Origin of the sequence: Streptomyces umbrinus (assembly GCF_030817415.1) — a bacterium.
GTDB lineage: Bacteria > Actinomycetota > Actinomycetes > Streptomycetales > Streptomycetaceae > Streptomyces > Streptomyces umbrinus_A.
Window position 1 is genome coordinate 2,575,969 of record NZ_JAUSZI010000002.1, and the last position, 26,568, is coordinate 2,602,536.

The following is a 26,568-nucleotide window of genomic DNA, read 5'->3' on the forward strand; positions in this document are numbered from 1 at the left end:
GCCAGGTCCTCTCACGGCAAACAGAACTGGGACGGGACGCAGGAACCCGCTTCTCCCCCGCGGCTCGGTGGCACCGGGCTCCGGCCGGGCGCGGAGAACAACCAGGTCACCGGTCTCGCCGGAATTGACCACGTCCTGTCTCAGATCTGGTGCGGCCCGAAAATCGGGTCTGCCTCAAATCGGCACATGGGACAACTGCGCATCAATGGCGTGCCCGTGGGCTGCCGTGGTGGCACCATGCTGTCCCATCGCGACGCAGCGTCAACTGCCCGTGGCTTAGAACCAGTTGCTGGAGCCAGTCAGCCCCACGGCCGCCGGCCGTAGCACACCAACCCGTAGGGAACTACCTCATGCACGTGAACGAATCCGTGGCGCTCTGCGTCGTACCCGACAGCCCTGCCCGCCGCCACCTCAGCGGGGCCGAAGCCGCCGTCATCGTGGTGGTCATCATCGTGGCGGCAGCCCTGACCACGGGCGGCATGCCGTCCAGGAAAGCGCTGTCCCTGCTGGGGGCGGCAGGCCTGATGTCGGTGGCCGTGACGCGATTGGCCACCGGCGCCGTGACCCGGGTGCTGCGCCATCTCGCCCGGACGCAGTCGGCCTCCCTGCCCCGGTGAGTGCATCGTGGGCCGAACCGAGAACCCGGTCCCGCGACCGGACAGCGCCCTGGGCCAGCTCGCGAGCCACCTCCGGCGGTGTAGAGCCCGCGCCGGCTTGACCAACGCGGCGTTGGCAGCCCGTACGAAGTACAGCGCTACCACGCTGCAGCGTGCGTCGGGCGGGGCCGTCCTGCCCACGCTCAGGGTCGTCTTAGCCTACGAGGGTGGTTGCGGCATAGCCGACGGCGAAGCGCGCCGGCTGTGGGGGCTAGCCCGGCAGGTGTTGGGACGCCGTGACCGACGGCGGGCGATGCTGCCTCATCCGGGGAAGGCGCCCCGGCCGGACCTGATCGCTGACCGGGCAGACATGAGCCGGGCGCTGCTGGATCTGCGCGAGCGCAGCGGACTGAGTTACCGCGACATGGAGCGCAGGGTCGAAGGACGGCTCGAGCTGGGGCCGTTGTCGCGTTCGACGGCACAGCGCATACTCACTCGCCAGTCCTTCCCCACCAGCCAGCGGCAGCTGATGGCACTGCTTCACGCCTGCGCGGTGCCCGAGCGGGCCTGGGGGGACTGGGTGCGCGCGTGGAAGAAGGTGCACCGGGCGCAGGACCGGAGAGAGCCAGCGGTCACCCCGGCCCGGAAGCTGGCAGCCCGTGAGGCGGAAGCCCAACTGGAGCGGTACGAACTGGAATCAGTAGAACCGTTCCGAAGCCCGACAGCGGCATGGAGCGTCCGCTGCTGCCTCTGCGGTGATCTCTTCAGGGTCCGGCTCGATGACCTGGGCACCGGTTGGGTCGGATGTCCCAACCGGTGCCCCCGCGCACTCGTGCGGTCTGTGGCCGACGGCCTGCTGAAACAGCTCGATCCCCTGTCGTGCCCCCGGTGCGAGCGCCCGGTCACAAAGGAGCCGCACACCACGTCGCCGGAAGACTGCCCCATCTGCGGCGATGCGCGCCCTGGAACCACGACGCCGTCCTCGGGGGACAGGTACCGCGACGGCGCCTCCGTCTGAACCAGTCGCTGCGGTCTCACGGGATCTCGCACTCCGTTGAGTGGGAACTCATGGTGGGAGGTTGTCGTACAGCGCCCCTCCTGGCAGTCGGGAAGGACCAGCAGGAGGGGCGGCGTGTCCGTCATGGCTACGCCTCACGATGACGGTTCATCCTCCTCCACGGCCTGGCCACTGCCGGGCGTTCCGAGTAGTTGATCGACGCGGTACGCAAGGCCACGCCCAAGAGCTTTCGCAACGGGGAGGCTGATGTTCAGCAGCAGGGTCGTCCCGCCCACCACGCACATGAATGTGATGGATGGGGCCGCTCCTAGAGACTCACTGATTGCCGCTGCCCCCGGAGTCCCGGTGGTCTGAAGGAACTGGCCGAGTGCGGTCCATTGCGTTGGTGGGCTGCCGAAGGTCGGTACCGGCAGCTGAACAACCGATGCGTAGGCCGCGTCGGCAAGATGCGCGTGTTGCTCGTACCCGGCACGCCTAAACACCTCAACCAGACACTCCGACAGGACCTTGCCAAACGCTTTGCTCTTCTGTGAGTCGTAGTTCAAGAGCGGAGCCCGGTCGACCTCTTCCCAGAAGAACACCGCAGTGTCGATCACGGTGAGCCGGGCGAGAACGGAAGGTAGGACATCGGGATCGTGTTCCTCGGGCTCCAGCACCACCTCAGTGGTAATCAGCCAACTGCCGTCCCTCGTGCGCATCGCGACCTCCCTTGTAGCACTCAGCATCCGAGATCACTCCAGCGCGCCTCGGAAGGCGCACGAGGCTCTCTCACATTGGCTCCATTCGGCGCATGCCATGAGCTCGGGCGACCGCGTCTGTCGCTGGCTGCGTCATCTGTCCACAGAGGAACGGGAGTCTCATGGATGAATGATCGACAGCAACGACAGGCAGCCGTCGGCCCGGTCGCGGGCCAAGGTCAAGATCCTCTTGCCCTTAAGCGCGCGGAGCACGCCGTGTTCACCCGCCCAGCGCCGAAATCCGTGCGAGCCCGGATGAAATTCCTTACTGACCCCGGATACGATCGCTTACCTCGACAGGTACGACGCGACTACCTCGGCAACACCCTCCACGAGTACCAACATCCGGTATGACCTGCACTTGGCAGAGTTCTCGGCAAAAGCAACCACGCTGACCTGCTACGACGCCGTCCCGAACCCGCCCATGTATGCCCATCAGCTGGTGAACTCGGGTGAGTTACGGCCGACGCCGGACGACAAATCTGCCGTGCGACATCTCTATAGCGGATATGTCAGCATCAACGAGCTCTCTGATCCCGGCACCCAACGGCGCATGCCCCCAGCTCTCATTCGAGCAGCACCCGTGCCCGGGCAACCCCCGCAAGCTCCACGTGGCCCTCCCCGAGGAGCCACCCGACGTGACCGAGTGCGTCGCCGCCGCCCTCCTCCACCTCCTTCGCGCCCTGATCGCCGATCCGAGCCGGCCATGCCCAGAGGCCGGAGAGGGCTAGGAGGCATGGACGGGCGAGCCTTCTTGCCAGGAGACGCGGACGGCCGCTGGCTCTTCTCACCCTTGCGAGGTACGACGGACCGCCACACAACACCCGCAACGTGCTCCACGACACGCACACACTGGGGGCTCACCGCACGTGATCCGTTTCGCCTTCGCCGGACGCTGCTCCACCGAGGACCTTCAAAATCCCGAAGCCTCACGGAACTGGCAGCTCACCCGCGCCCGAGCCCTGATCGAGCCCGCCGGGGGCCACATCGTCACCGAGTACTTCGACGTCGGCCACAGCCGCTCCCTGCCCTGGCAGCGCCGCCCCCGCGCCAACGAACTCCTCCAAGCACTCCGCGACCCGAACCGCGGGTTCGACGCGGTCGTGATCGGGGAGCCGCAGCGCGCCTTCTACGGCAACCAGTTCGGCAACACCTTCCCCGTCTTCGTGCACTTCCGCATTCCTCTGTGGGTGCCGGAGGTCGGCGGGCCAATCGACCCGGACAACGAGGCCCACGACCTCGTCATGTCCGTCTTCGGCGGCATGAGCAAAGGAGAGCGCAACCGCATCAAGATCCGCGTACGGACCGCCATGAGCTCCCAGGTCCAGCTCCAGGGCCGCTACCTCGGCGGGCGACCGCCCTACGGCTACCGGATCACCGACGCCGGGCCCCACCCCAACCCCGCCAAGGCGGCCACCGGCCAGCGCATCCACGCACTCCAGCCCGACCCCGTCGCCGCGCCCCTCGTGCAGCGGATCTTCACCATGTATGTCGACGGCATGAGCGACAAGGCCATCGCCACCCAGCTCACACGCGACTCCATCCCCTGCCCCTCCGCCCACGACCCGGTCCGCAATCCGCACCGCGCGAAAACCGCATGGCAGCAGGGCACCGTGCGCGCCATCCTCATCAACCCCCGCTACACCGGCTACGAGGTCTGGAACAAGCAACGCAAGGAAGAACGCCTCCTCGACATCGACGACGTCACCCTCGGCCACCGCACCAGCATGACCCACAACCCCGCCGAGGCGTGGATCCGCTCCAACGAACCCGCCCACGAAGCGATCATCAGCCCCGATCTCTTCGACACCGCCCAAACCGTCCGCAGACAGCGGGCCCGCACCCACGGCCGACAGGAACGAGCCGGAAAGCAAGGCGCACGCCCCTACGCCCTCCGCGGCCGGGTCCGATGCACCCTGTGTGGGCGCAAGATGCAGCCCGCCACCATCCGCAACCGCGTCTACTACCGCTGCGAATTCAAGGACCAGGAAGCCGCCCTCTACCCCGGCCTCACCCACCCACGCACCATCAACCTGCGCGAAGACGTCCTATGCCAGGCCCTGGACCCATGGATCGCCCGGGCCTTCGCCCCCGAACGACTCACCGCCACCGTCGAAGCACTCACCCACGCAAGCGCCACGGCAAGCACCGCAGAGACTCAAACACCCGAACAGGCCCAAGCCCGCCAGGCAGTCAAGGACTGCGAACGCCGGCTCGCCCGCTACCAGTCCGCCCTCGAAGCCGGAGCCGACCCCGCCGTCGTCACTCAATGGATCAACGAGGCGCAGAGAGACAAGGAAGCGGCGCGGAAGAAACTCGACGCGCTCCCCGCTGCCACCCGCAAGAAGGAAGCCCCACTCAACGCCCAGCAGATCCAGAAGATCACTGAGAGGCTCGGAGACATCGCACAGCGCATCCACGCAGCCGATACCGAGACAAAAGGCCCACTCTATGAAGCCCTAGGCATCACAATCAGTTACGAACACGCAAAGAAGACCGCGACCGTTAGGTCGAGGCCCTCGTCTGCGTATCGTCAGTGGTTGTGTCCGAGGGGGGACTTGAACCCCCACGCCCGATAAAGGGCACTAGCACCTCAAGCTAGCGCGTCTGCCATTCCGCCACCCGGACTAGGTGTCTGCCGCCTGGACGGGGGTGTTCCCCGTGGCGACATGGACAACAATACCAAGCTTTCGGAGTGGCTTTCACCTGCGTTTCCTCGTCCCGGCGGGGGTTCCCGACAGGTGCGGAGGGTGCGCCTACAGTCTCACCATGGGTGACTGGAAGACTACGGACGGGTTGCCGCGGAGACGGCGGCACCGGGCTCTGTCGCCGTGGCGGGAGCATCTGCGGGACACGTTCTGGTTCGCTCCGACCGCCGCTCTGTTCCTGGTGTTCGTGGTGTGGTCCGCGGCGACGGCGGCGGACGACGCGATCCTGACCGCGCTGCGCGACTCGGGCGACGAGGACGCCGTCAGTGATCTGCTGGGCATCGCCGAGGACGCGAAGACCGTGGTCACCACGATCAGCGCGGCCATGATGACCTTCATCGGTGTCGTCTTCAGCATCTCGCTGGTCGCCGTACAGATGGCCGCCGGGCAGTTCAGCCCCCGCGTCGTACGGATCTTCGTGCGGAGCCGGATCACCAAGGCCACCTTCGCGGTGTTCCTGGCCACCTTCGTGCAGTCCCTGCTCGTCCTCACTTCGTACGACAGTCAGCGCGATCCCGCGCTGGTGGCCTCGATCCCGCTCGTCCAGTCCGTCCTCACGCTGATCCTGGTGGGGCTGAGCGTCGTCCTGTTCGTGATGTACGTGAACTCGACGCTGCGGCTGATGCGGGTCGCGCACGTCGTCGACCTGATCACCAGGGAGGCGTTGCGGGTCGTCGCGAACATGCCCCTCGCCGTCTCCGCGGAGAAGCCCGCCGGTATCGGTACCAGCACGGGCCCCGGCCCCGGCTCCGGCCTTGGTCCCGAGACCGCCCGCATCGCCCATCACGGCCGCGCGGGTGTGCTGCGGGACGTCGACATCGCGCGGCTCGTCCGGATGGCGCGGCAGAACGGTGTCGTGCTGCGGCTCGTCCCGCGGATCGGGGACTTCGTCGTGCCGGGTACGCCGGTGTTCGCCGTTCATGGGGGTCCCGCCACGAAAGGGCTGCGGGCGCTGAGTTTTCAGGTGTCCGTGGGTGCCGAGCGAACGTTCCATCAGGATCTGGGGTTCGGGCTGCGGCAGTTGTCGGACATCGCGTTGCGCGCCCTGTCGCCGGCCGTGAACGACCCCACCACGGCGGTGCAGGCCGTGGACCGGATCGTGCAGTTCCTGTCCTCGGTGGCGCAGCGCCCGCTCGGAGCCCTGTTGCACCGGGACCGGCGAGGCACCGTACGGCTGGTACAACCCGTGCCGGGCTGGACCGAGTTGGTCGACCTCGCCTTCACGGAGATCCGGGGGTGCGCGGTGTCCAGTCCTCAGGTCACCCGACGTCTGCTGGCCGGGCTCGACGATCTCCTCGGTGCCGTTGCCGAGGACCGTCGGGAGCCGTTGGTCCGCCATCGCACACTGCTGACCCAGGCCGTGGAACGGACCGTGCCCCAAGCCACGGACCGCGCCTTCGCCCTCCACCCGGACCGGCAGGGCATCGGGTAGAGCAGGGCAACGGGTAGAGCAGGGCATCTGGTGGGCGAGCCGTACGACCACCGACGGTTCCCGAAAGCCAGTGGGCGGCGCCCCGCACGGCGCCGCCCACTCGCGGTCACGGCATGAGGTGGTACTCCGGGAAGTTGCCCGGCAACCGCTCCCCCACCGGTCCTCGCGTCACCGCGCGGATCAGCAGTTCGCCGCCCACGAACGCGCCCCGCCAGGACGCGCCGAAGCCGCCGAAGAGCTCGTCGCGGTCACCGCGCGAACGGGGCTTGCCGTGGCCGACCTTGAAGGCGCGGATCTGCGGGGCCAGTCGGTCGTAGGTGGCCTCGTCGTCGGTCGACAGGGTCGCGACGAGCGCGCCGTTCGACGCGTTCATGGCGGCGAGCAGCTCGGCCTCGGTGTCGACCAGGACGATGGTGTCGACCGGGCCGAAGGGTTCCGCGTGGTGGAGGGGCGAGGACGGGGGCGGGTTGAGGAGCGTGACCGGTTGGACGTACGCCGCCGTGTCCTGGCCGGGCAGGAAGCGCGCGTCGGTGAGCCGGCCGCGGTGCAGCGGGACCGCGCCCCGGTCGATCGCCTCGGCGACCTGGTCGTGGAGGTCCTTCGCCTTGGCCGCGTTGATCACAGGGCCGAAGTCCAGCTGCGGATACGGGTCGTCCGGGTGCTCGACCGCCAGCGGGTGACCGACTCGCAGCGTACGGACCGCCGGCAGGTACGCCGCCAGGAAGTCGTCGAACAGCTCACGCTGGACGACGAAGCGCGGGTAGGCGGTGCAGCGCTGCTTGCCGTAGTCGAAGAGCTTGGGGATGACCGCCGTCAGCGTGTCCCAGTCCGTGTGGTTCCAGATGCCCCAGGTGTTCAGGCCCTCCTGTTCGAGTACGTGTCGTTTGCCGAGGTCGGCGACGGCCGTGGCCACCGCGGCGCCCGTGTCGCGGCCGCCGACGAAGGAGACGCAGCCGATCTCGGGCGCGCGCACGAGCGCCTCCGACAGCTCGCGCCCGCTGCCGCTGACGAGGGTGACGGGAATCCCCTCGCGTGCGGCGAGTGCGCAGGCCAGGGTGAGACACGCGACGCCGCCGTCGGTCGGGGCCTTGGCGATGACCGCGTTCCCTGCCAATGCCTGTATCAGCATTGCGTGAACGAGCACGCTCATCGGGTAGTTCCAGCTCGCGATGTTGGACACGGGCCCGTCGAGCGGGGTCCGGCCCTCGACCATGGGCTCGATTCCGTCGACGTACCAGCGCACGCCGTCGATGGCCCGGTCGACGTCGGCCTGCGCGAGCCGCCAGGGCTTGCCGATCTCCCAGACGAGGAGCAGCGCGAGCAGTTCACGGTGCTCGGTCAGCGCGTCGAGCGTGGCAGCGACGCGGGCCCGGCGTTCGTCCAGGGGCACGTGCCGCCAGGCACGGTGGTGGTCGAGCGAGGCACGTACGGCCTGGTGGGCCGTCAGGCCGTCGAGGCGCGGGGGCCCCGCGATGGGGCTCCCGTCCACGGGGCTCGTGGCGGGCAGCGCCCTGCCGTCCGCCTGCCAGGCGGCGCCCCAGAGGTTGAGGACACGGTCGTCCCGGAAGGCTTCCGGCGCCACGGTGAGGCAGCGTTGCCAGGCGTCGGTCCAGGAGGTGTGGGACTTGAGGGTGAGGGTGGGTGCCATTCGGTTGCTCCGCTCTCGGTGCACAGTCGGGGGCGGTAGTGCATGGCTCGTCTCGCGTACGGGAGTACTGGGCGCGCTTGGCGTACTTCGAGTGCTTGGCGTACTCGGAGCGCTCGGAGTACTCGCGTACGGAGACGTTGTACGAAGGACGCTAGCGATCCGTCTCGACCTCGGAAAGTAACGTCGTGTCAACTATGAGTGACATCACGCTCCTTCATCCGGACTCGTCCAGTGCGGCGAGGACCAGCCGGGCCGTCTCGGTCGGGGTGTCGCCCACGCGGACTCCGGCCGCTTCCAGGGCTTCCTTCTTCGCCTGGGCCGTGCCGGACGAGCCGGAGACGATCGCGCCGGCGTGGCCCATCGTCTTGCCCTCGGGTGCGGTGAAGCCTGCGATGTAGCCGATGACGGGTTTGGTGACGTGGTCGCGGACATACGCGGCCGCGCGTTCCTCGGCGTCACCGCCGATCTCCCCGATGAGGACGATGAGTTCGGTGTCGGGGTCGTCCTGGAAGGCGGCCAGGCAGTCGATGTGGGTGGTTCCGACGACGGGGTCGCCGCCGATGCCGACGCAGGTCGAGAAGCCGATGTCGCGGAGTTCGTACATGAGTTGGTAGGTGAGCGTGCCCGACTTGGAGACGAGTCCGATGCGGCCCGACTTGGTGATGTCGGCCGGGATGATGCCCGCGTTGGACTGCCCGGGGGTGATCAGGCCGGGGCAGTTGGGGCCGATGATCCGCGTGCCCTTCGCCCTCGCGTACGCGGTGAAGGCGACCGAGTCATGGACCGGGATGCCCTCGGTGATGACGACGGCGAGCTCGATGCCGGCGTCGGCCGCCTCCACAACTGCCGCCTTGGAGAAGGCGGGTGGGACGAAGACGACGCTGACGTCGGCCCCGGTGGCCTCGATGCCTTCGCGCACGGAGCCGAAGACGGGCACGGCACGGTCGTCGAAGTCGACGCTCTGCCCGGCCTTGCGCGGGTTGACGCCGCCGACGACGTCGGTGCCGGCCGCGAGCATCCGCCGGGTGTGCTTCATGCCCTCGCCGCCCGTCATGCCCTGGACGAGGACCTTGCTCTCCTTGGTGAGGTAGATGGCCATGTCCCGCTCCTTCAGCTGGCGTTGGCGAGTTGGGCGGCACGGCGCGCGGCGCCGTCCATGGTGGTGGCCTGCTGGACCAGGGGGTGTGCGCGCTCGTCGAGGATCGCCCGGCCGCGTACGGCGTTGTTCCCGTCGAGGCGGACGACCAGCGGCTTGGTCAGGTGGACGGATTCCAGGGCCTGCACGATGCCGTCGGCGACCGCGTCGCAGGCGGTGATGCCGCCGAAGACGTTGACGAAGACGGACTTCACTGCCTGGTCGGAGAGGATGACGGAGAGGCCGTCGGCCATGATCTGGGCGGAGGCTCCGCCGCCGATGTCGAGGAAGTTGGCGGGGCGCGCGCCGCAGCCGGCGACCACGTCGAGGGTCGACATGACGAGTCCGGCGCCGTTGCCGATGATGCCGACCTCGCCGTCCAGCTTCACGTAGTTGAGGTTCTTGGCGGCGGCCGCCGCCTCCAGCGGGTCGTCGTGCGTGGACTCCTGGTCGCCCCAACGCGCCTGCCGGAAGCGGGCGTTGTCGTCGAGGGTGACCTTGCCGTCGAGGGCGAGGATCTGCCCCTGGGCGGTACGGACGAGGGGGTTCACCTCGACGAGTACGGCGTCCTCTCGGATCAGTACGTCCCAGAGCCTGACCAGGAGGTCGACGGTCTGCGGCGGCAGGCCCGCGGCGTCGGCGATCTCGGCCGCCTTCGCGGAGGTGACGCCCTCGGCGGGGTCGATGTGGACGCGCGCCACGGCGTCCGGCCGGGTGGCGGCGACCTCCTCGATGTCCATGCCGCCCTCGGCCGAGGCGATGGCGAGGAACCGGCCGGCGGCGCGGTCGAGTACGTAACTGACATAGAACTCGCTCTCGATGTCGACCGGTTGGGCCAGCATCACCTTGCCGACGGTGTGGCCCTTGATGTCCATACCGAGGATCTGGCGCGCCGTCAGTTCGGTGGCGGCGGGGTCCGCGGCGAGTTTCACACCGCCCGCCTTGCCGCGTCCGCCGGTCTTCACCTGTGCCTTGACGACGACGCGGCCACCGAGCCTGCGGGCGATCTCGCGTGCCTCCTTGGGTGAGTCCGTGACCTCCGCCCTCGGCACCAAAATGCCGTGTTCCTCGAAGAGTTCCCTTGCCTGGTGCTCGAACAGGTCCATCTCGGCTCCCTCTTAAAAGTGCCGCACGCCCCCTGGACACCACCCACTGGATGCGGGATAACAAGCTTCATACAGTATTCGTCGACTGTATGCAATGTACCGCGACGGCATCCACGAACAGTGCGCGCACCACGTCTGAGCTGCACTTCCGCGCGCCCAATCCCCTACGAAGGGACAGGACTTCGCCATGCCCGACGACAACAGCCAGAACCTCATCTCCGGTGGGCACCTGGTCGCCAAGGCACTCAAAGCGGAGGGTGTGGAGGTCATCTACACGCTCTGCGGCGGCCACATCATCGACATCTACGACGGCTGCGTCGACGAAGGCATCGAGGTCGTCGACGTACGCCATGAACAGGTCGCCGCCCACGCCGCCGACGGTTACGCGCGCATCACCGGCAAGCCCGGCTGCGCCGTCGTCACCGCCGGTCCCGGCACGACCGACGCCGTGACGGGTGTCGCCAACGCCTTCCGCGCGGAGTCCCCGATGCTGCTGATCGGCGGCCAGGGGGCCCACACCCAGCACAAGATGGGGTCCCTGCAGGACCTGCCGCACGTCGACATGATGACGCCGATCACCAAGTTCGCGGCGACCGTGCCGGACACCGCGCGGGCCGCCGACATGGTGTCCATGGCGTTCCGCGAGTGCTACCACGGGGCACCCGGCCCGTCCTTCCTGGAGATCCCGCGCGATGTCCTCGACGCCAAGGTGCCGGTCGAGAAGGCCAGGGTCCCCGCCGCCGGCCACTACCGGGCCTCGACCCGCTCGGCCGGTGACCCCGAGGCCATCGAGAAGCTCGCCGACCTCCTCGTGCACGCCGAGAAGCCCGCGATCCTGCTGGGCAGCCAGGTCTGGACGACCCGCGGCACCGAATCCGCCATCGACCTCGTACGCGCTCTCAACATCCCCGCCTACATGAACGGCGCCGGGCGCGGCACGCTGCCGCCCGGGGACCCGCACCACTTCCAGCTCTCGCGCCGGTACGCCTTCTCCAACGCCGACGTCATCGTCATCGTCGGTACGCCCTTCGACTTCCGCATGGGCTACGGGAAGCGGCTGTCACAGGACGCGACCGTCGTACAGATCGACCTCGACTACCGGACCGTCGGCAAGAACCGGGACATCGACCTCGGAATCGTCGGTGACGCGGGTCTGGTCCTGAAGTCGGTCACCGAGGCAGCCTCCGGACGCATCAACGGGGGCGCCTCGAAGCGCAAGGAGTGGCTCGACGAGCTGCGCGCCGCCGAGCAGACCGCCATCGAGAAGCGGCTGCCGAACCTGAAGTCGAACGCCTCGCCCATCCACCCGTACCGCCTGGTCAGCGAGATCAACGACTTCCTCACCGAGGACTCCATCTACATCGGCGACGGCGGCGACATCGTCACCTTCTCCGGTCAGGTCGTGCAGCCCAAGTCGCCCGGGCACTGGATGGACCCGGGGCCGCTCGGCACGCTCGGCGTCGGTGTCCCCTTCGTGCTCGCCGCCAAGAAGGCACGGCCCGACAAGGAGGTCGTCGCCCTCTTCGGAGACGGCGCCTTCTCCCTCACCGGCTGGGACTTCGAGACCCTCGTCCGCTACAACCTCCCGTTCGTCGGCATCGTCGGCAACAACTCCTCCATGAACCAGATCCGTTACGGCCAGGCCGCCAAGTACGGCCTGGAGCGCGAGCGGGTCGGCAACACCCTCGGCGACGTCCACTACGACAAGTTCGCCCAGATGCTGGGCGGTTACGGCGAAGAGGTCCGCGACCCCGCCGACATCGCCCCCGCCCTCCAGCGCGCCCGCGAGTCGGGCAAGCCGTCACTGATCAACGTCTGGGTCGACCCGGACGCGTACGCCCCCGGAACCATGAACCAGACGATGTACAAGTGAGGTGGAACCGTTGACAGCAACGACTGCGACGACACCGACGGCCTCGACGCCGACGACATCGACCAAGGCCCTCGAAGGCATCCGCGTCCTCGACATGACGCACGTCCAGTCCGGTCCCTCCGCCACCCAGCTGCTCGCCTGGCTCGGCGCGGACGTCGTCAAGCTGGAGGCGCCGACCGGAGACATCACGCGCAAGCAGCTGCGCGATCTCCCGGACGTCGACTCCCTCTACTTCACGATGCTCAACTGCAACAAGCGGAGCATCACCCTCAACACCAAGACCGAGCGCGGCAAGGAGATCCTCACCGAGCTGATCCGGCGCTCCGACGTCATGGTCGAGAACTTCGGACCGGGCGCGGTCGACCGCATGGGGTTCACCTGGGACCGCATCCAGGAGATCAATCCGCGGATCGTCTATGCCTCCATCAAGGGGTTCGGGGACGGCCCGTACACCAACTTCAAGGCGTACGAGGTCGTCGCTCAGGCCATGGGCGGGTCGATGTCGACCACCGGCTTCGAGGACGGGCCGCCGCTGGCGACGGGGGCCCAGATCGGTGACTCGGGCACGGGCATCCACGCGGTGGCGGCGATCCTCGCCGCCCTGTTCCAGCGGGAGAACACGGGGCGCGGGCAGCGCGTGAACGTGGCGATGCAGCACGCCGTGCTGAATCTGTGCCGGGTGAAACTGCGGGACCAGCAGCGCCTCGGGCATGGACCGCTGGCTGAATATCCCAACGACGACTTCGGCGACGAGGTTCCCAGGTCGGGCAACGCGTCCGGCGGCGGTCAGCCCGGCTGGGCCGTCAAGTGCGCGCCGGGCGGCCCGAACGACTACGTGTACGTCATCGTGCAGCCCGTCGGCTGGAAGCCCATCACCGAGCTCATCGGGCGCCCCGAACTCGCGGACGCCCCCGAGTGGGCGACTCCGGAGGCCCGGCTCCCCCAGCTCACCAAGATGTTCCAGCTCATCGAGGAGTGGTCGTCCACGCTCCCCAAGTGGCAGGTCCTTGAGCAGCTCAACGCCCACAACATCCCCTGCGGTCCGATCCTCTCCACCAAGGAGATCATCGAGGACGAGTCGCTGGTCGCCAACGAGATGGTCGTGACGGTGCCGCACCCCGAACGGGGCGACTTCGTGACCGTGGGCAGCCCGCTGAAGCTCTCCGACTCCCCCGTGGACGTGACCAGTTCGCCGCTGCTCGGCGAGCACAACGAAGAGGTGTACGTCGGCGAGCTCGGTCTCGGCGACGAGGAGCTGCGCCTGCTCAAGTCGAACGGAGTGATCTGATTGATGGCCGAAGACCGGGTGCTGAGGGTGCGTACGCTCCTCGAAGCCGTGCGGGCCGAGGGGCGGACTGCGCTGACCGCGCCCGAGGGCAAGGTGATCGCCGACGCGTACGCGATCGCGGTCCCCGGCGAGGAGCTGGCGACCGACGTCGACGAGGCGGTCTCGTACGCGGCGCGCTTCGGCGGGCCCGTCGTGATGAAGATCGTGTCCCCGGACATCCTCCACAAGACCGACGCCGGCGGCGTGATCGTCGGGGTGGAGGGCGCGACGGACGTACGCGCCGCCTTCCACAAGATCATCGAGAACGCCCGGGCCTACGACGCCCAGGCCCGTATCGAGGGCGTACAGGTCCAGGAACTGCTCCCCAAGGGGCAGGAGGTCATCGTCGGCGCGGTGACCGATCCGACGTTCGGGAAGGTCGTGGCCTTCGGGCTCGGCGGTGTGCTCGTCGAGGTCCTCAAGGACGTCACGTTCCGGCTGGCGCCCGTGGACGCGGACGAGGCGCTGTCGATGCTGGACTCGATCCGGGCCGCGGAGATCCTGCGCGGCGTGCGGGGCGCTCCGGCGGTGGACCGGTGGGCGATCGCCGAGCAGATCCGCCGGGTCTCCGAACTCGTCGCGGACTTCCCGGAGATCGCCGAGGTCGATCTCAACCCGGTGATCGCCACCCCGGAGGGAGCGGTGGCCGCGGACATCCGGATCATCCTCGCCGAGGAGGTGGCCAAGCCCCGCCGCAAGTACACGCGCGACGAGATCCTCGTCTCGATGCGCCGGCTGATGCAGCCGTCGTCGGTGGCCGTGATCGGTGCCTCCAACGAGCAGGGCAAGATCGGTAATTCGGTCATGCGCAACCTCATCGACGGCGGTTTCTCCGGGGAGATCCACCCGGTGAACCCCAAGGCCGATGACATTCTGGGCCGCAAGGCGTACAAGAGTGTCACGGACATTCCCGGTGAGGTGGATGTGGCGGTCTTCGCTATTCCCGCCAAGTTCGTGGCCTCGGCCCTGGAGGAGGTGGGACGCAAGGGGATCCCCAACGCCGTCCTGATCCCCTCGGGGTTCGCGGAGACCGGTGAGCACGAACTGCAGGACGAGATCGTGGCCATCGGCGAGCGCTACGGAGTCCGGCTGCTCGGGCCGAACATCTACGGCTACTACTCGACGTGGCAGGACCTGTGCGCCACGTTCTGCACGCCGTACGACGTCAAGGGCGGCGTCGCGCTCACCTCGCAGTCCGGTGGCATAGGGATGGCCATCCTGGGCTTCGCGCGCACTACGAAGACAGGTGTTTCCGCGATCGTGGGGCTCGGCAACAAGTCGGACCTGGACGAGGACGACCTGCTGACCTGGTTCGGCGAGGACCCCAACACCAAGTGCATCGCCATGCACTTGGAGGACCTCAAGGACGGACGCGCCTTCGTGGAGGCCGCGCGGGCGACCGTCCCCAAGAAGCCGGTGGTCGTCCTGAAGGCGGGCCGTACGGCGGCCGGCGCCAAGGCCGCGGGCTCGCACACGGGCGCCCTCGCGGGCGACGACGCCGTGTACGAGGACATCCTGAAGCAGGCCGGTGTCATCAGGGCGCCCGGTCTGAACGAAATGCTGGAGTACGCGCGCGGGTTGCCGGTGCTGCCGACTCCCCAGGGCGACAACATCGTGATCATCACGGGCGCCGGCGGCAGTGGCGTACTGCTGTCCGACGCGGTGACCGACAACAGCCTCTCCCTGATGGAGATCCCGCCGGACCTGGACGCGTCCTTCCGGAAGTTCATCCCGCCCTTCGGAGCGGCCGGCAACCCGGTGGACATCACGGGCGGCGAGCCGCCGTCGACGTACGAGGCGACGATCCGGCTCGGTCTGGAGGACCCCCGGATCCACTCGCTCGTCCTCGGCTACTGGCACACCATCGTGACCCCTCCCATGGTCTTCGCCGAGCTCACCGCGCGCGTGGTGGCCGAATTCAGGGAGCGCGGGATCGAGAAGCCGGTCGTGGCGTCGCTCGCGGGCGACGTCGAGGTCGAGGAGGCCTGCCAGTACCTCTACGAACGCGGGGTCGTGGCGTACCCGTACACGACCGAGAAGCCGGTGGCCGTCCTCGGCGCGAAGTATCGCTGGGCGCGGGCGGCGGGGCTGCTGTGATGCCACCGGCGTGCGGCGAACCGGCCGGGGGTCCGGGGGTTGTCCCCCGGGCGGGCCGCAGCTCGCTGGGCGCGGGCGGCGGGGCTGCTGTGACGCGGCGGCGCGTGGTGGGCGCTGTTGGGGGGCGGTTCATGACTTGACCCGGTGAAGGGGCGGGCCGACGGTGCGCGTCGGCCCGCCCCGGGACCCGTGCGCACACGAAAGGAATTGGACAGGGGGCGCTGGCCAGATCTTTCGACGCAAGGGGTGCTACGCGACATGACAACCACCGACTTCACGACACCCGTCCCCTACAGGGAGGTGACGGACCGCAACGGCCGCCTGTACCGGATCGGTGAGACCGACCGGGACATCATGGGGCGACCACGCTGGACCATGGTGCTCTTCCCCTGGATGGGCATGATGGGCATCAGCTCCTCGGAGTACGCGTTCACATCCGCCGAGGACACCCTGCACGAGGCCCACCTCTGGGACAGTGGGCACATCTTCTGGCTGATGGGCGTCTGGGTGTTCTTCCAGGCGGCCGTGGCCTTCCCGGCCGGCCAGCTGCGCGAGAGCGGAAAGCTGCCCGCGCGGTACGCCATGATGCTCGGCGCACTCGGCACGGTCCTGGGTTACATCTCCCTGGCGTACGCGCCGCACGTGATCGTCGCCTACATAGGCTTCGGCATGTTCAGCGGCATCGGCGCCGGCCTCGTCTACGCGACCTGCGTGAACATGGTCGGCAAGTGGTATCCGGAGCGCAAGGGCGGCAAGACCGGCATGGTCAACGGCGGTTTCGCCTACGGCTCCGTGCCCTTCGTGTTCCTGTTCACCTCGTACATGGACCTGTCCAACTACGAGACCGTGCTGGTCATGGTCGGCGTGATCTGCTGCACGGTCGTCGCCGTCGCCGGCTGGTTCTTCAAGGACCCGCCGAAGAACTGGTGGCCAGCGCACGTCGACCCGCTGAAGACCTCCGACGACCCGCGGGTCGTGCGGGCACTGGCGAAGAACCCGCCGGCGGTCAAGCAGTACACACCGCGGGAGGCGGCCAGGACGCCCGTCCTGTGGATGATGTGGTTCTGCCTGTTGTGCACGGCCGGTATCAACATCTTCGGCATCGCCATGCAGGTGCCGTTCGGAAAGGAGATGGGGTTCGCGGGCGGCATCGTGGCCACCGCGATGTCACTCAAGGCGATCGTCAACGGCACCGGACGTGGTGTCATCGGCTGGATCTCGGACCGCTACGGCCGCCGGAACACACTCGTCATCGTCTGTGTCGTCCTCGGCTGCTCGCAGTTCGGCGTGTTCCTCTCCGGGAACATGGGCTCGATGCCGTTCTTCCTGGTCTGCTCGATGGTCTCCGGCTTCGGCGGCGGCGCGATCTTCCCGCTCTTCGCGGCCATGACGGCGGACTACTTCGGTGAGAACAACAACGCCTCCAACTACGGCATGGTCTACAGCTCCAAGCTCATCTCCGGTCTCGTCGGCTCCGGCGTGGGAGCCGTCGTCGTGAGCACCTGGGGCTACGGAGGCGCCTTCGCACTGGCAGGCGGCATCGGTCTCGGTTCCGCAGTCCTCGCGCTCTTCCTGCGCGCTCCCGGCCGCCCCAGTCCCAAGCGCGTCGTGCCCAACCCGCACCCGATCGGCGAGGAGATGGCCTGAACCGGTGAGGAGACGAATCGAGCCGGTGGGGGGATGCCCCCTCATGAACCCCGCGGTGCGGAACCGTCCCGCGCCGTGTCCGCCGCACACGTCCCCGACGCTCTAGAACCTGCACGAACCGCTTCCGTCCTTGGAAACGCCGAACGGTCCTCCCCACGGCACCGCGTGGGGAGGACCGTTCGCTGTGTGTCCGGGGTCAGTGGCGCCTTGCGCGGAGGGCCGCAAGGTTGTCGTAACTGATCTTGGCCTCGCGCAGCGACTGTGCGGGGTCGGTCGCACTGGGCGAGTTGTCGTCCTCGACCATCGGGTTGTGGTAGTTCCGCTCACCGACCCGCGAGAAGAACGTGGTGTAGTCGATGACGCCCGTTCCGAAGGGCACCATGTCGTAGCCCATGCCGTTGGTGGTGCTCACGACACCGTCCTTGGCGTGGAACAGCGGGTAGCGCTTGTTGTTGCGGGCGACGAGCCCCGCCGGGTCGAAGACCTTCTCGCGGGTGGAGCCGTCGTGGGCGGTGTAGGTGTGGAACTTGTACTGGGCGACGTGCGCCCAGAAGATGTCCATCTCCAGCCAGACCAGCTTCGGGTCGGTGGCCTTGAGGAAGTACTCCAGCTTGCGGATGCCGGAGCTGCGGGTGGGCCGGCCCTGGGCGTCCAGCGGGCCTCCGTCGAGCAGGAAGCCGTAGGCGGAGTCGTGGTTGTGCGTGTACAGCTTGATGCCCTCGCGGCGGGCGATCCTGCCCAGCGCGTTCCACTTGTCGGCCGCCACGTCCCAGTCGGCCGGGTAGGAGCTGCCGGTGGGGTCGCCGCCGGTGCCCATGTGGTCCATGCCGATGATGTTGGCGATCTCCAGGTGCTTCTTGAAGTTGTCCAGGTCGGCGGTGGTCAGCGGCCAGGAGGACGGTATGAAGCCGTGGTTGCCCTGGGCGCGCAGGCCGTAGTCGTCGAGCCAGGAGCGCAGCAGCTTGGCGCCCGCGACGGACTCCAGGCTGGCGCCGCCGGACGCGTTGGCGTGCTGGTTGTAGCCGGCGAACTCCACCTGGCGGTATCCGTGGCGGGCCAGCTGCTTGAACACCTCGCGGAAGCCGGAGGGCAGGTCCGAGGCGAGCGGGTCGCGGGCCGTGGCGTCGCGGACGGTGTAGAGGATGATGCCGCGCTTGCCCGGCGGAACGAGGACGTGACCGCGGCCGTGGTCGTGGCCTCTGCCCCGGTCCTGGGCCAGGGCTGGTGAGGCGCCCAGCACCGGGGCGGCTATCGCCCCGGCGGCGACGGCGGTGCACGTGCTGAGGAAGCGGCGGCGGTTGACGCCGAGCGCGCGACGCAGGGCGTCGCCGGATCCGGATTCGTCGTTGAACGCGGTCACGGTGTCTCTCTTTCGGGTAGGGGCCCACCGTGTTCGGCAGGGGCCCAGCCATGTCCGTCAGGTGTCCGGCTGTGACGGGTGCCGTGCGGTACGCCGGTTATCCACAGGCCGAACGCACTGTCAGTGCCGTGTGTTTCACTTTTCGTGATCGCCCGTCCGGTCGCTCCCAGGTGCAGTCACCCGAGGCCGGCCAGGTCGAGCAACAGGGATTTCACATCGGTGGCCGCGACGCGGTCGCCGACAGCGCGGGGGGTGGAGCAGATGATGAGCGGACCTTCGTCGTCGCTCAGGGGGAGGCGGCCGTGGCTGCCTCGAATAGGTGAGGGATCGAGGGGCACGACCGCCATGCGGTAGCGCATGCCGAGCTTCTTGCGGGCCAGCGCGCCCGCGGCCTTGACCTTGACGTACGGGTCGAGCGGATCCATGAAGAGCTCGACCGGGTCGTAGCCGGGTTTGCGGTGGATCTCGACGAGCTGCGCGAAGTCGGGCGCGCGGGCGTCGTCGAGCCAGTAGTAGTACGTGAACCAGGCGTCCGGCTCCGCGACGGCGACGAGTTCGCCGGAGCGCGGATGGTCGAGGTGGTGGGTCTTCTTGCCCTCGTCGTCGAGGAGTTGCTCGATGCCGGGCAGATCGGCGAGCGCCGCTTTCGTGGCCTCCATGTCCTCGGGGCGGCGCACGTAGACGTGGGCGATCTGGTGGTCGGCGACGGCGAAGGCACGTGATGCCATCGGGTCGAGGTACTCCATGCCGTCCTGCGTGTGCACTTCGAGGAGTCCGGCGCGGCGCAGTGCGCGGTTGATGTCGACGGGGCGGTCCGCGCGGGTGATGCCGTACTCGGACAGGGCGACGACGGTGCGGCCTTCCGCTCGCGCGTCGTCGAGGAGGGGGGCCATGGCCGCGTCGAGGTCGGCGGCCGCCTTCAGCGAGCGCGGGTCGTCGGGGCCGAAGCGCTGCAGGTCGTAGTCGAGATGAGGGAGGTAGCAGAGGGTCAGGTCAGGGTGGCGGGTGCGGATGATGTGCCGGGTGGCGTCGATGATCCACTGGCTGGAGACGAGGTCGGCGCCGGGACCCCAGAAGTGGAAGAGCGGGAACGTGCCGAGTTTCTCGGTGAGTTCGTCGTGCAGGGCCGGGGGCCGCGTGTAGCAGTCGGGTTCCTTGCGGCCGTCGGCGTAATAGATCGGACGAGGGGTGATGGTGATGTCGGTGTCGGCGCCCATGGCGTACCACCAGCAGATATTGGCGACCGTGTAGCCGGGGTGCGCGCGCCGGGCGGCGTCCCACAGTTTGTCCCCGGACACCAGGCCGTTGTGCTGGCGCCACAGCAGTACGTCGCCGAGGTCGCGGAAGTACCAGCCGTTGCCGACGATGCCGTGCTCGGACGGGTGGGTGCCCGTGAGGAACGTCGACTGGGCGGCACAGGTGACGGCGGGCAGGACCGTGCCGAGGGTGGCCTGCGAGCCGGACTGGGCGAGGGTCTTGAGGTGGGGCATGTGGTCGAGGAGACGGGGGGTGAGGCCGACGACGTCGAGGACGAGGAGCGGGGTGGGGGTCGTGGAGCCGTCGGTGCCGGCCGGCGCTGCCGGGGTCTCGTGGGTGCTCATGGGAGTTCCTTCAGGCCGAGGTCCGTCAACAGGTCTCGGGCGAGGGTGAGTTCCGCGGCGATGCCGTCGGCGAGCTGGGCGCGGGCGCGGGGGCGCAGCTCGGGCGGGAGAGCCTGCCAGGTGTAGGTCTCGACCTCGAGGTGGCTGGTCAGCGGGTGCGGGCCGCCGACCAGTCGGGTCAGCGTGTCCTTGAGTACGGGCAGCGTGGAGGTGAGGGGCGCGTCGGGGGCCGCGTGCAGCGGGACGTGGAAGTGGGCGCGCCATGGGGAGGCGTCGGGCAGGGCGTCCTCCTTGACGGCCTCGCCGAGGTCGTCGGTCCCGCGGAGTCCGGCGGCGGTGAGGGTGCGTGTCTGGTGCAGGAAGCGGGGTTCGTCGAAGGCGGCGAGTGCCTCGCGGACTTCGGGGAGGTGCGGGTGTTCGGCGTGCAGGGCGGCCGAGAGCTGGGACTTGACGACGGGGACACCGGCTACAGCCAGGGCGTCCAGGGCGGTGCGTGGATCTTCGAAGGAGGTGGCGAGGTGGCAGGTGTCGACGCAGACGCCGATGCGGGGGTGGCCGATCGCGGTGAGCGGGGCGATGGCGTCGGCCGTGGTCTCGACGGTGCAGCCCGGCTCCGGCTCCAGGCCGATACGGATGGAGCGGCCGGTCAGCTCTTCCAGCGCGTCGAGGCGTTCGGCGAGGGTGGTCAGGGCCGCGTGGGCACGGGCGGCGCGATCGTCGTCGTACACCGTGCGCCAGGCGAGCGGCAGGGTCGAGATGGTGCCTTCGGTGACGTCGTCGGGGAGGAGTCCGGCGAGGACGCGGGCGAGGGCAGTGGTGTGTTCGAGCCGCTCGGGGTCGGCCCAGTCCGGCTTGTAGACGCGGTACTTGACCTCCTCGGCGCCGAACCCCTCGTACGGGAAGCCGTTGAGGGTGACGACTTCGAGACCGCGGAGGTCGAGTTCGGTGCGCAGCCCGCGCAGGGCGGACGGGTCGGTGACCAGGGCGTGCGCGGCGTCCTTGGCGAGCCACAGGCCGATGCCGAGGCGGTCGCGGCCGAGGCGTTTGCGTACGGGCTCGCAGTGGTCGCGGAGCTGGGCGAGGACGCCGTCGAGGGTCTCGGCGGGGTGGACGTTGGTGCAGTAGGCGAGGTGGACGGTGGAACCGTCGGGGTGGCGGAAGCGCACGGGTCACACCTCCGTCGTCGTCGGGTCGGTGTCCGGGACCGTCTTCGGGACGCCGCGGAGGATGGAGTTGCCCTCGTGGGTGGCGTCCGTGCCGGCGACGTCCAGGTCCAGTCGGCCGCTGAGTCCGTAGAAGGCGACGGGGTTGCGCCACAGCACCTGGTCGACGTCGTCCTCGGTGAATCCGGCCTTCAGCAGGGCGTCCGCGACCTTGCGGGTCTTCAGCGGGTCGCTCTTGCCCCAGTCGGCCGCGGAGTTGACCAGCACCTTCTCCGGCCCGTACTCCTGCAGGACCGCGACCATCCGTTCCTCGTCCATCTTGGTGTCCGGATAGACGGAGAAGCCGAGCCAGCAGCCGCCGTCCTTGGCCTCCTTGACCGTGGTCTCGTTGAGATGGTCGATCAGGACGTGGTCCGGGGGCAGTGCGGACTCCCGGACCACGTCGAGGGTGCGGCGCAGGCCGGCCAGCTTGTCGCGGTGCGGGGTGTGGACGAGCGCGGGCAGCTCGTAGGCGGCGGCGAGCTGGAGCTGGGCAGCCAGGGCGGTGTCCTCGGCGGGGGTCATCGAGTCGTAGCCGATCTCGCCGACGGCCACGACGTGGTCCTTGACGAGATACCGGGGCAGTTCGTCGAGGACGGGGACGCAGCGAGGGTCGTTGGCCTCTTTGGGGTTGAGGGCGAGGGTGCAGTGGTGGGCGATGCCGTACTGGGCGGCGCGGAAGGGCTCCCAGCCGAGGAGAGAGTCGAAGTAGTCGAGGAAGGAGGCGACCGAGGTGCGGGGCTGGCCGAGCCAGAAGGCGGGTTCGACGACGGCTCTGACACCGGCCGCGTGCATGGCTTCGTAGTCGTCGGTGGTCCGTGACGTCATGTGGATGTGGGGGTCGAAGATGCGCATCAGGACTCCTTGCCGTCGCTGCCGTGGGGGGCGTCGGTGCCGGGCGGGGTGGCCGGGTGCTCGGTCAGGGACAGGACGCGGTGCAGGTCATGGGGTACGGGACGGCCCGCGGCGGTGCGTTCGTCGGCGTAGTCGGCGAGCATGCGGGCGAGTTCCGCGTCGGCGCGGGCGCGGCGGGGCAGGTCGGCCACCGCCTCGACGGGGACGCCGGTGAACAGGCACTTCAGCACGGCGTGCCGCCAGTTGTGGGCGTCCAGGTGCAGGGCGGCGTACGGGCCGACGGCGGCGGCCACGAGCCGGGTGTCGTTGGTGCGCAGGGCGTCCTCGACGATCGGCAGGGCGTCGGGGCCCGGCACGAGGTGGGGCAGGGCCTGGAGGACTGCGCGGCGTTCGTCGGCGGTGCCCTGACGGTAGACGCGGGCGAGGGTGGTCACGTCGGCCCGGGCCGCGTGCAGGAGGAGGACGCGGGCCGCCTCCGCGTGGTCCGGGCCGCAGCGGCGGCCGGCCTCGGCGATCCGCAACTCCCAGACGGAGATGGGCCCGTGGGTGCCCGGGTGGGCGGCCGCCTCGTCGAGGGCCTGGTCCAGCCAGGCGCGCGCGGCGCCGTCGAGCCGGCCGTTCAGGCGGGTGCGCAGGGCGGCGAAGGCCGGCGGGGTGACGTCCGTCGGGGTGCCGAGGTCGTCGTGGAGGTCCTTCACGGGGTTCTCCCGTCGGAGTCGGTGGGGCCCTCGCCGGGGATCGGCGGCCGGTCGGCGTCCGGGGGTGTGGAGACGGCGGCCGCGTGGTGGAGGAACGGGAGGGACTGCTGGGCGAGTTGGGGGCCTGCGTGGGAGTGGCGGGGCAGTTCGACGGAGACCAGGCCCTGGTAGCCGACGTTGGCGAGGGCTTCGAGTACGGGAGGGAAGTCGATCTCTCCGTCGCCGAAGGGGAGGTGTTCGTGGACGCCGCGCCGCATGTCCTCGATCTGGACGTGGCGCAGCCAGGGGGCGGCGGCGCGTACGCAGTCGGCGGGTGAGAGGGGTTCGAGGCACTGGCAGTGGCCGATGTCGAGGGTGAGACCGAGGGCGTCGGGGCTGCCGAGGTCGGTGCGCAGACGGTGGAAGTCGTCGAGGGTGGCGAGGAGGTGACCGGGTTCGGGTTCGACGGCGAGGGGGATTCCGGCGGCGGTGGCGGCGTCGAGGACGGGGGTGAGCGTTTCGGCGAGGCGCTTCCAGGCGGCGTCCTCGGCCGCGGCAGTCCGCCCTTCGGTGTCCGTCTCTCCCGCCGTGTCCTTCGGGAGGATGCCGCTGAAGCAGTGGACCGCGTGGGCGCCGAGGTCGGTTGCGATCCGGACGGCTCTGACGAGCAGGTCGGCGCGGCGGGCGCGTTGGTCCGGGTCCGGGTCGAGGAGGGACGGGCCGTGCTTGCGCCTCGGGTCGAGTACATAGCGGGCGCCGGTCTCGATGGTGACGCCCAGGCCGAGCTCGTCCAGTCTGCGGGCGAGGTTGTGTGTGCGGGCCGCGAGGTCGGGGGCGAGCGGGTCCAGGTGCATGTGGTCGAGCGTCAGACCGACGCCGTCGTAGCCGAGGTCCGCGAGAAGGGAGAGGGCGTCGTCCAGACGGAGGTCGGTCAGGCCGTTGGTGCCGTAGGAGTAGCGGAGGGGGTACGCGGTGGGGCGGGGGTTCGGCTGGAGGCTCATGTCATGCTCACCTTCCGGCCGAACCGGCGGGCCGCCGGAGCGAGCGCCGCTGTCAGCAGGGCGGTGACCGGAGCGCCGGAGCGGGCCGCGAGGGCGGCCTGCAGGGGGATCATGGCTCGGATGCCGCCGCCCACGGCTCGTTGGGTGAGTTGGGGCGAAGGGTTCAGGGCGGCGTGGAAGAGGGGACGGACGGCGGTCGCCGCGTAGACGGCGGCGAGTGCTCCGCGCAGGGACACGAGGTTGGTGGCGGTTGCCGCGGCGCGTCCCGGTTGCCGGTTCCCCCCTCCCGGATGCCGGTCCCGTCCAGGCTTCCAGTCCGCTCCTGGCTGCCGGTGCCGTCCCGCGCGCCTGTCCTGTCCTGGCTGCCGGTCCCGTTCCGTGCCGTCGCGGGTGACGGACCAGGCCAGTGCCGCCGTCGTGGCCAACCCACTCAGGGGGGCCCACGGTGAACCGCCCTGGGTCTCGTGGCGGGAGACCGTGGTGACGGCCAGGGTGTGGGTGCCCAGGGCCAGCGCGGAGGGCAGGGCCCTGCGGATGTCGCCGTTGGCGGCCACCCCGCCGAGCAGGAGGTCCAGGGAACGGGCCGCCGCCATCGCCACGGGGCCCGCGGGCGTGCGCTTGAGGAGCAGGTCGTACGACCAGACCGTGGCGGCCAGCGCGCCGGCGACCGCGAGGGGGCGGCGGCCGGCTGTGGACGCCAGGGCCAGGCCCGCCGCCGTCAGGCCGCCGGCCGCCGCAAGGGCCGCGGCCGGCCTGATGCGGCCCGAGGGCAGGGGGCGGTGCGGGCGATCCACGGCGTCCTCCGCGCGGTCGGCCCAGTCGTTGAGGGCCATACCGGCCTCGTACAGGCAGAGGGAGGAGGCGATGGCCACCAGGGTTCGGGGGTTCGGGCGCGCACCCGCCGCGGCGGCGCCCGCGAGCGCGTCACCGGGGACGGTGAAGAGGGCGGGGAGGCGCAGGAGTTCCACCCAGGCGTTCACGTTCACTCCCTGCCTGGCGGACCGTGGTGATGTCGCCCTCGAGGTGTCCTGAGGCACCGGGCTCACGCCTCGCGCCTCAGTGCTCGGCTGCTGTTCCGCGGGGTCCACCTCCAGCGGCACCGGGTTCGCGTGCAGCTCGCCCGGGCTCGTGTGTGGCTCGGCCGGACCCGCGTGCAGGCCGTTCGGGCTCGCGTCCTGCGACACCGGCCGCCCGCTCCCGCTCATCGCCGCTCCCCCGGAAGGCTTCGCCGCTGGCCCGAAGGGTCATGTCGTTCACCCGAAGAGCCAGGTCGCTCGCCCGAGGTCCCTTGCGGATCCCCGGCCCCCCGCAACCGCCCCGCGAACCCGATCAGTTCCGCGTACTGCTCGCCCAGGGCCGCGGGCCCCTCGCCCACCGGGTCCTTGAAGTAGAAGCCGAGTTCGGACAACGGGCCGGACAGGCCGGCCTCGTGGGCGCGGGCGGCCAGGCGGGCCAGATCGAGGATCAGCGGGGCCGCGAGGGAGGAGTCGCAGCCCTGCCAGGTCGTCTGGAGGACCATCCGCGTGCCGAGGAAGCCGTCGAAGGCGATGTGGTCCCAGGCGGTCTTCCAGTCGCCGAGGGACGGTACGTCGTCGATGTGGGTCTCGCCCTCGGGAACCCCGCCGAGGGTGTCGGCGAGGACGCGTTCCTTGCCCGCGTTCTTCGCGGCCGCGGCCCCCGGGTCGGCGAGGGCCGCTCCGTCGCCGCCGCCCAGCAGGTTCGTACCGGACCAGGCGCGGACCGCCAGCGCGCGCTGCGCGAACATCGGGCCGAGGACCGACCGCAGCAGGGTCTGGCCGGTCTTGCCGTCCCGGCCCGCGTACGGCAGCCCGGACTCCGCGGCCGCGGACGCAAGTGCCGGGTGGTGCAGGCCCATGGAGGGCGTGAAGTTGACGTACGGGCAGCCCGCCCGCAGCGCGGCCGCCGCGTACAGGGAGCTGGCCGGGAGTTCCGTACCGGTGGGCACCGGCTCCGTGGACGCCACGTTGACCACGACCGTGCGGTCCAGACCGCAGCGGATCGTGAAGTCACGGATGTCGGAGGCCAGGGCCTCGACCAGTTCGTCCTCGTCGCGGGTCTCACCGGAGAGCGGGCCGCCGAGCCTGATCTCCCGGTCGGCGGCGGCGAGTTCGGCGGTGACGGCCGCCGGAAGCCCGGGCGGCAGCACGCCCCCGGCGGCCAGCCCCTCCGCCCGCTTGGGCAGGGGGCAGTCCACCATGTCGTGACCGCCGAAGACGAGAGACGAGAGCGGGGGCAGTCCGCAGTCGGCGAACGCGGGGGTCTCGGTGACCATGCCCGTCGGTGGGTGCAGCCCCGCGGTCACCGCGGCGCACCCCGTGACGGCCGTGGTGGCGACAGAGCCACGTGCTCCGATCAGCCACACTCCCACCCGGGAGGGGGAGACGGAGGATTCGGCGGACATGGGCAGCCTCCTTGTCGTACGTGAGGTCATTCGCGAGCGGCAACGCGAGCCGGAGTCGGCAGCCGGGAGAATCAACCGCCAAAGGGACAAATAACCACAGAGAAAAACAGATGGGGACAAGACGGC

20 protein-coding genes and 1 tRNA gene are annotated in these 26,568 nt (G+C 69.6%); 8 read left to right on the forward strand and 13 right to left on the reverse strand.

Features of this window, described 5'->3' with window-relative positions; all coding sequences use genetic code 11:
* The first annotated feature begins 350 nt into the window (after positions 1–350).
* Both QF035_RS11855 and QF035_RS55745 read left to right on the forward strand, forming a co-directional pair.
* A complete protein-coding gene (locus QF035_RS11855) occupies positions 351–617 on the forward strand; it encodes a hypothetical protein (RefSeq protein WP_307520109.1) in 267 nt (88 codons plus the stop codon).
* Between the two features lie 7 nt (positions 618–624).
* A complete protein-coding gene (locus QF035_RS55745; protein ID WP_373466636.1) occupies positions 625–1,614 on the forward strand; it encodes a helix-turn-helix domain-containing protein in 990 nt (329 codons plus the stop codon).
* Between the two features lie 134 nt (positions 1,615–1,748).
* On the opposite strand, the gene QF035_RS11860 is transcribed toward QF035_RS55745, so the two are convergent.
* On the reverse strand, positions 1,749–2,312 hold the full coding sequence (locus QF035_RS11860; protein WP_307520110.1) for a hypothetical protein: 564 nt from the start codon (positions 2,310–2,312) through the stop codon (positions 1,749–1,751).
* A gap of 908 nt (positions 2,313–3,220) precedes the next feature.
* On the opposite strand from QF035_RS11860, the gene QF035_RS11865 reads away from it, so the two are divergent.
* Positions 3,221–4,930 (forward strand): recombinase family protein, encoded by a 1,710-nt coding sequence (locus tag QF035_RS11865; protein ID WP_307520111.1) that lies wholly within the window; start codon positions 3,221–3,223, stop codon positions 4,928–4,930.
* Here QF035_RS11865 and QF035_RS11870 read toward each other — a convergent pair.
* A tRNA-Leu gene (locus QF035_RS11870) sits at positions 4,895–4,979 on the reverse strand. The two genes, QF035_RS11865 and QF035_RS11870, sit on opposite strands and share 36 nt — an antisense overlap.
* Positions 4,980–5,120: 141 nt before the next feature.
* Between QF035_RS11870 and QF035_RS11875 the strand changes: the two genes are divergently transcribed.
* Positions 5,121–6,491, forward strand: a complete 1,371-nt coding sequence (locus QF035_RS11875) for a DUF2254 domain-containing protein (RefSeq protein ID WP_307520113.1) — start codon at positions 5,121–5,123, stop codon at positions 6,489–6,491.
* Positions 6,492–6,597: 106 nt separating this feature from the next.
* Here the strand turns inward: QF035_RS11875 and QF035_RS11880 are convergent, their stop codons facing one another.
* The 3 genes from QF035_RS11880 to sucC all read right to left on the reverse strand — a co-directional run bounded on the left by QF035_RS11880 (position 6,598) and on the right by sucC (position 10,380).
* On the reverse strand, positions 6,598–8,139 hold the full coding sequence (locus QF035_RS11880; protein WP_307520114.1) for an aldehyde dehydrogenase family protein: 1,542 nt from the start codon (positions 8,137–8,139) through the stop codon (positions 6,598–6,600).
* A gap of 214 nt (positions 8,140–8,353) precedes the next feature.
* Positions 8,354–9,238, reverse strand: coding sequence for a succinate--CoA ligase subunit alpha (sucD, locus tag QF035_RS11885; protein WP_055611810.1), 885 nt, complete (start codon positions 9,236–9,238; stop codon positions 8,354–8,356).
* Between the two features lie 11 nt (positions 9,239–9,249).
* Positions 9,250–10,380, reverse strand: coding sequence for an ADP-forming succinate--CoA ligase subunit beta (gene sucC / locus QF035_RS11890; RefSeq protein ID WP_307520117.1), 1,131 nt, complete (start codon positions 10,378–10,380; stop codon positions 9,250–9,252).
* Positions 10,381–10,567: 187 nt separating this feature from the next.
* Between sucC and QF035_RS11895 the strand changes: the two genes are divergently transcribed.
* The 4 genes from QF035_RS11895 (at position 10,568) to QF035_RS11910 (ending at position 17,324) form a co-directional block, all read left to right on the forward strand.
* On the forward strand, positions 10,568–12,253 hold the full coding sequence (locus QF035_RS11895) for a thiamine pyrophosphate-binding protein (RefSeq protein ID WP_307520118.1): 1,686 nt from the start codon (positions 10,568–10,570) through the stop codon (positions 12,251–12,253).
* 10 nt (positions 12,254–12,263) lie between these two features.
* Positions 12,264–13,541, forward strand: coding sequence for a formyl-CoA transferase (frc, locus tag QF035_RS11900; protein WP_307520120.1), 1,278 nt, complete (start codon positions 12,264–12,266; stop codon positions 13,539–13,541).
* A gap of 3 nt (positions 13,542–13,544) precedes the next feature.
* On the forward strand, positions 13,545–15,677 hold the full coding sequence (locus QF035_RS11905; RefSeq protein WP_307520121.1) for an acetate--CoA ligase family protein: 2,133 nt from the start codon (positions 13,545–13,547) through the stop codon (positions 15,675–15,677).
* Positions 15,678–15,935: 258 nt separating this feature from the next.
* On the forward strand, positions 15,936–17,324 hold the full coding sequence (locus QF035_RS11910) for an OFA family MFS transporter (RefSeq protein WP_307520123.1): 1,389 nt from the start codon (positions 15,936–15,938) through the stop codon (positions 17,322–17,324).
* 196 nt (positions 17,325–17,520) lie between these two features.
* On the opposite strand, the gene QF035_RS11915 is transcribed toward QF035_RS11910, so the two are convergent.
* From QF035_RS11915 to QF035_RS11950, 8 genes are all read right to left on the reverse strand, one after another.
* Positions 17,521–18,684, reverse strand: coding sequence for a sugar phosphate isomerase/epimerase family protein (locus tag QF035_RS11915; protein ID WP_307520124.1), 1,164 nt, complete (start codon positions 18,682–18,684; stop codon positions 17,521–17,523).
* Between the two features lie 176 nt (positions 18,685–18,860).
* Positions 18,861–20,285: a nucleotide pyrophosphatase/phosphodiesterase family protein gene (locus QF035_RS11920; protein WP_307520125.1), complete on the reverse strand. Its 1,425-nt coding sequence runs from the start codon at positions 20,283–20,285 to the stop codon at positions 18,861–18,863.
* Positions 20,282–21,451, reverse strand: coding sequence for a metabolite traffic protein EboE (eboE, locus tag QF035_RS11925; protein ID WP_307520127.1), 1,170 nt, complete (start codon positions 21,449–21,451; stop codon positions 20,282–20,284). Before eboE ends, QF035_RS11920 begins: the two co-directional genes overlap by 4 nt.
* A 3-nt stretch (positions 21,452–21,454) precedes the next feature.
* Positions 21,455–22,342, reverse strand: coding sequence for a TatD family hydrolase (locus QF035_RS11930; RefSeq protein WP_307520128.1), 888 nt, complete (start codon positions 22,340–22,342; stop codon positions 21,455–21,457).
* Positions 22,342–23,040 carry an EboA domain-containing protein gene (locus QF035_RS11935; RefSeq protein WP_307520129.1) on the reverse strand — a complete coding sequence of 233 codons (699 nt, stop codon included), beginning with the start codon at positions 23,038–23,040 and terminating at the stop codon, positions 22,342–22,344. The genes QF035_RS11930 and QF035_RS11935 overlap by 1 nt, the downstream gene beginning before the upstream one ends.
* The gene (locus tag QF035_RS11940; RefSeq protein WP_307520130.1) at positions 23,037–24,020 is read right to left on the reverse strand and encodes a sugar phosphate isomerase/epimerase family protein; all 984 of its coding nucleotides are present in this window, start codon (positions 24,018–24,020) and stop codon (positions 23,037–23,039) included. Before QF035_RS11940 ends, QF035_RS11935 begins: the two co-directional genes overlap by 4 nt.
* On the reverse strand, positions 24,017–25,225 hold the full coding sequence (locus QF035_RS11945; protein WP_373466637.1) for an SCO3242 family prenyltransferase: 1,209 nt from the start codon (positions 25,223–25,225) through the stop codon (positions 24,017–24,019). The genes QF035_RS11940 and QF035_RS11945 overlap by 4 nt, the downstream gene beginning before the upstream one ends.
* Positions 25,222–26,442: an inositol-3-phosphate synthase gene (locus QF035_RS11950; RefSeq protein ID WP_307520133.1), complete on the reverse strand. Its 1,221-nt coding sequence runs from the start codon at positions 26,440–26,442 to the stop codon at positions 25,222–25,224. The genes QF035_RS11945 and QF035_RS11950 overlap by 4 nt, the downstream gene beginning before the upstream one ends.
* Between the last annotated feature and the right edge of the window lie 126 nt (positions 26,443–26,568).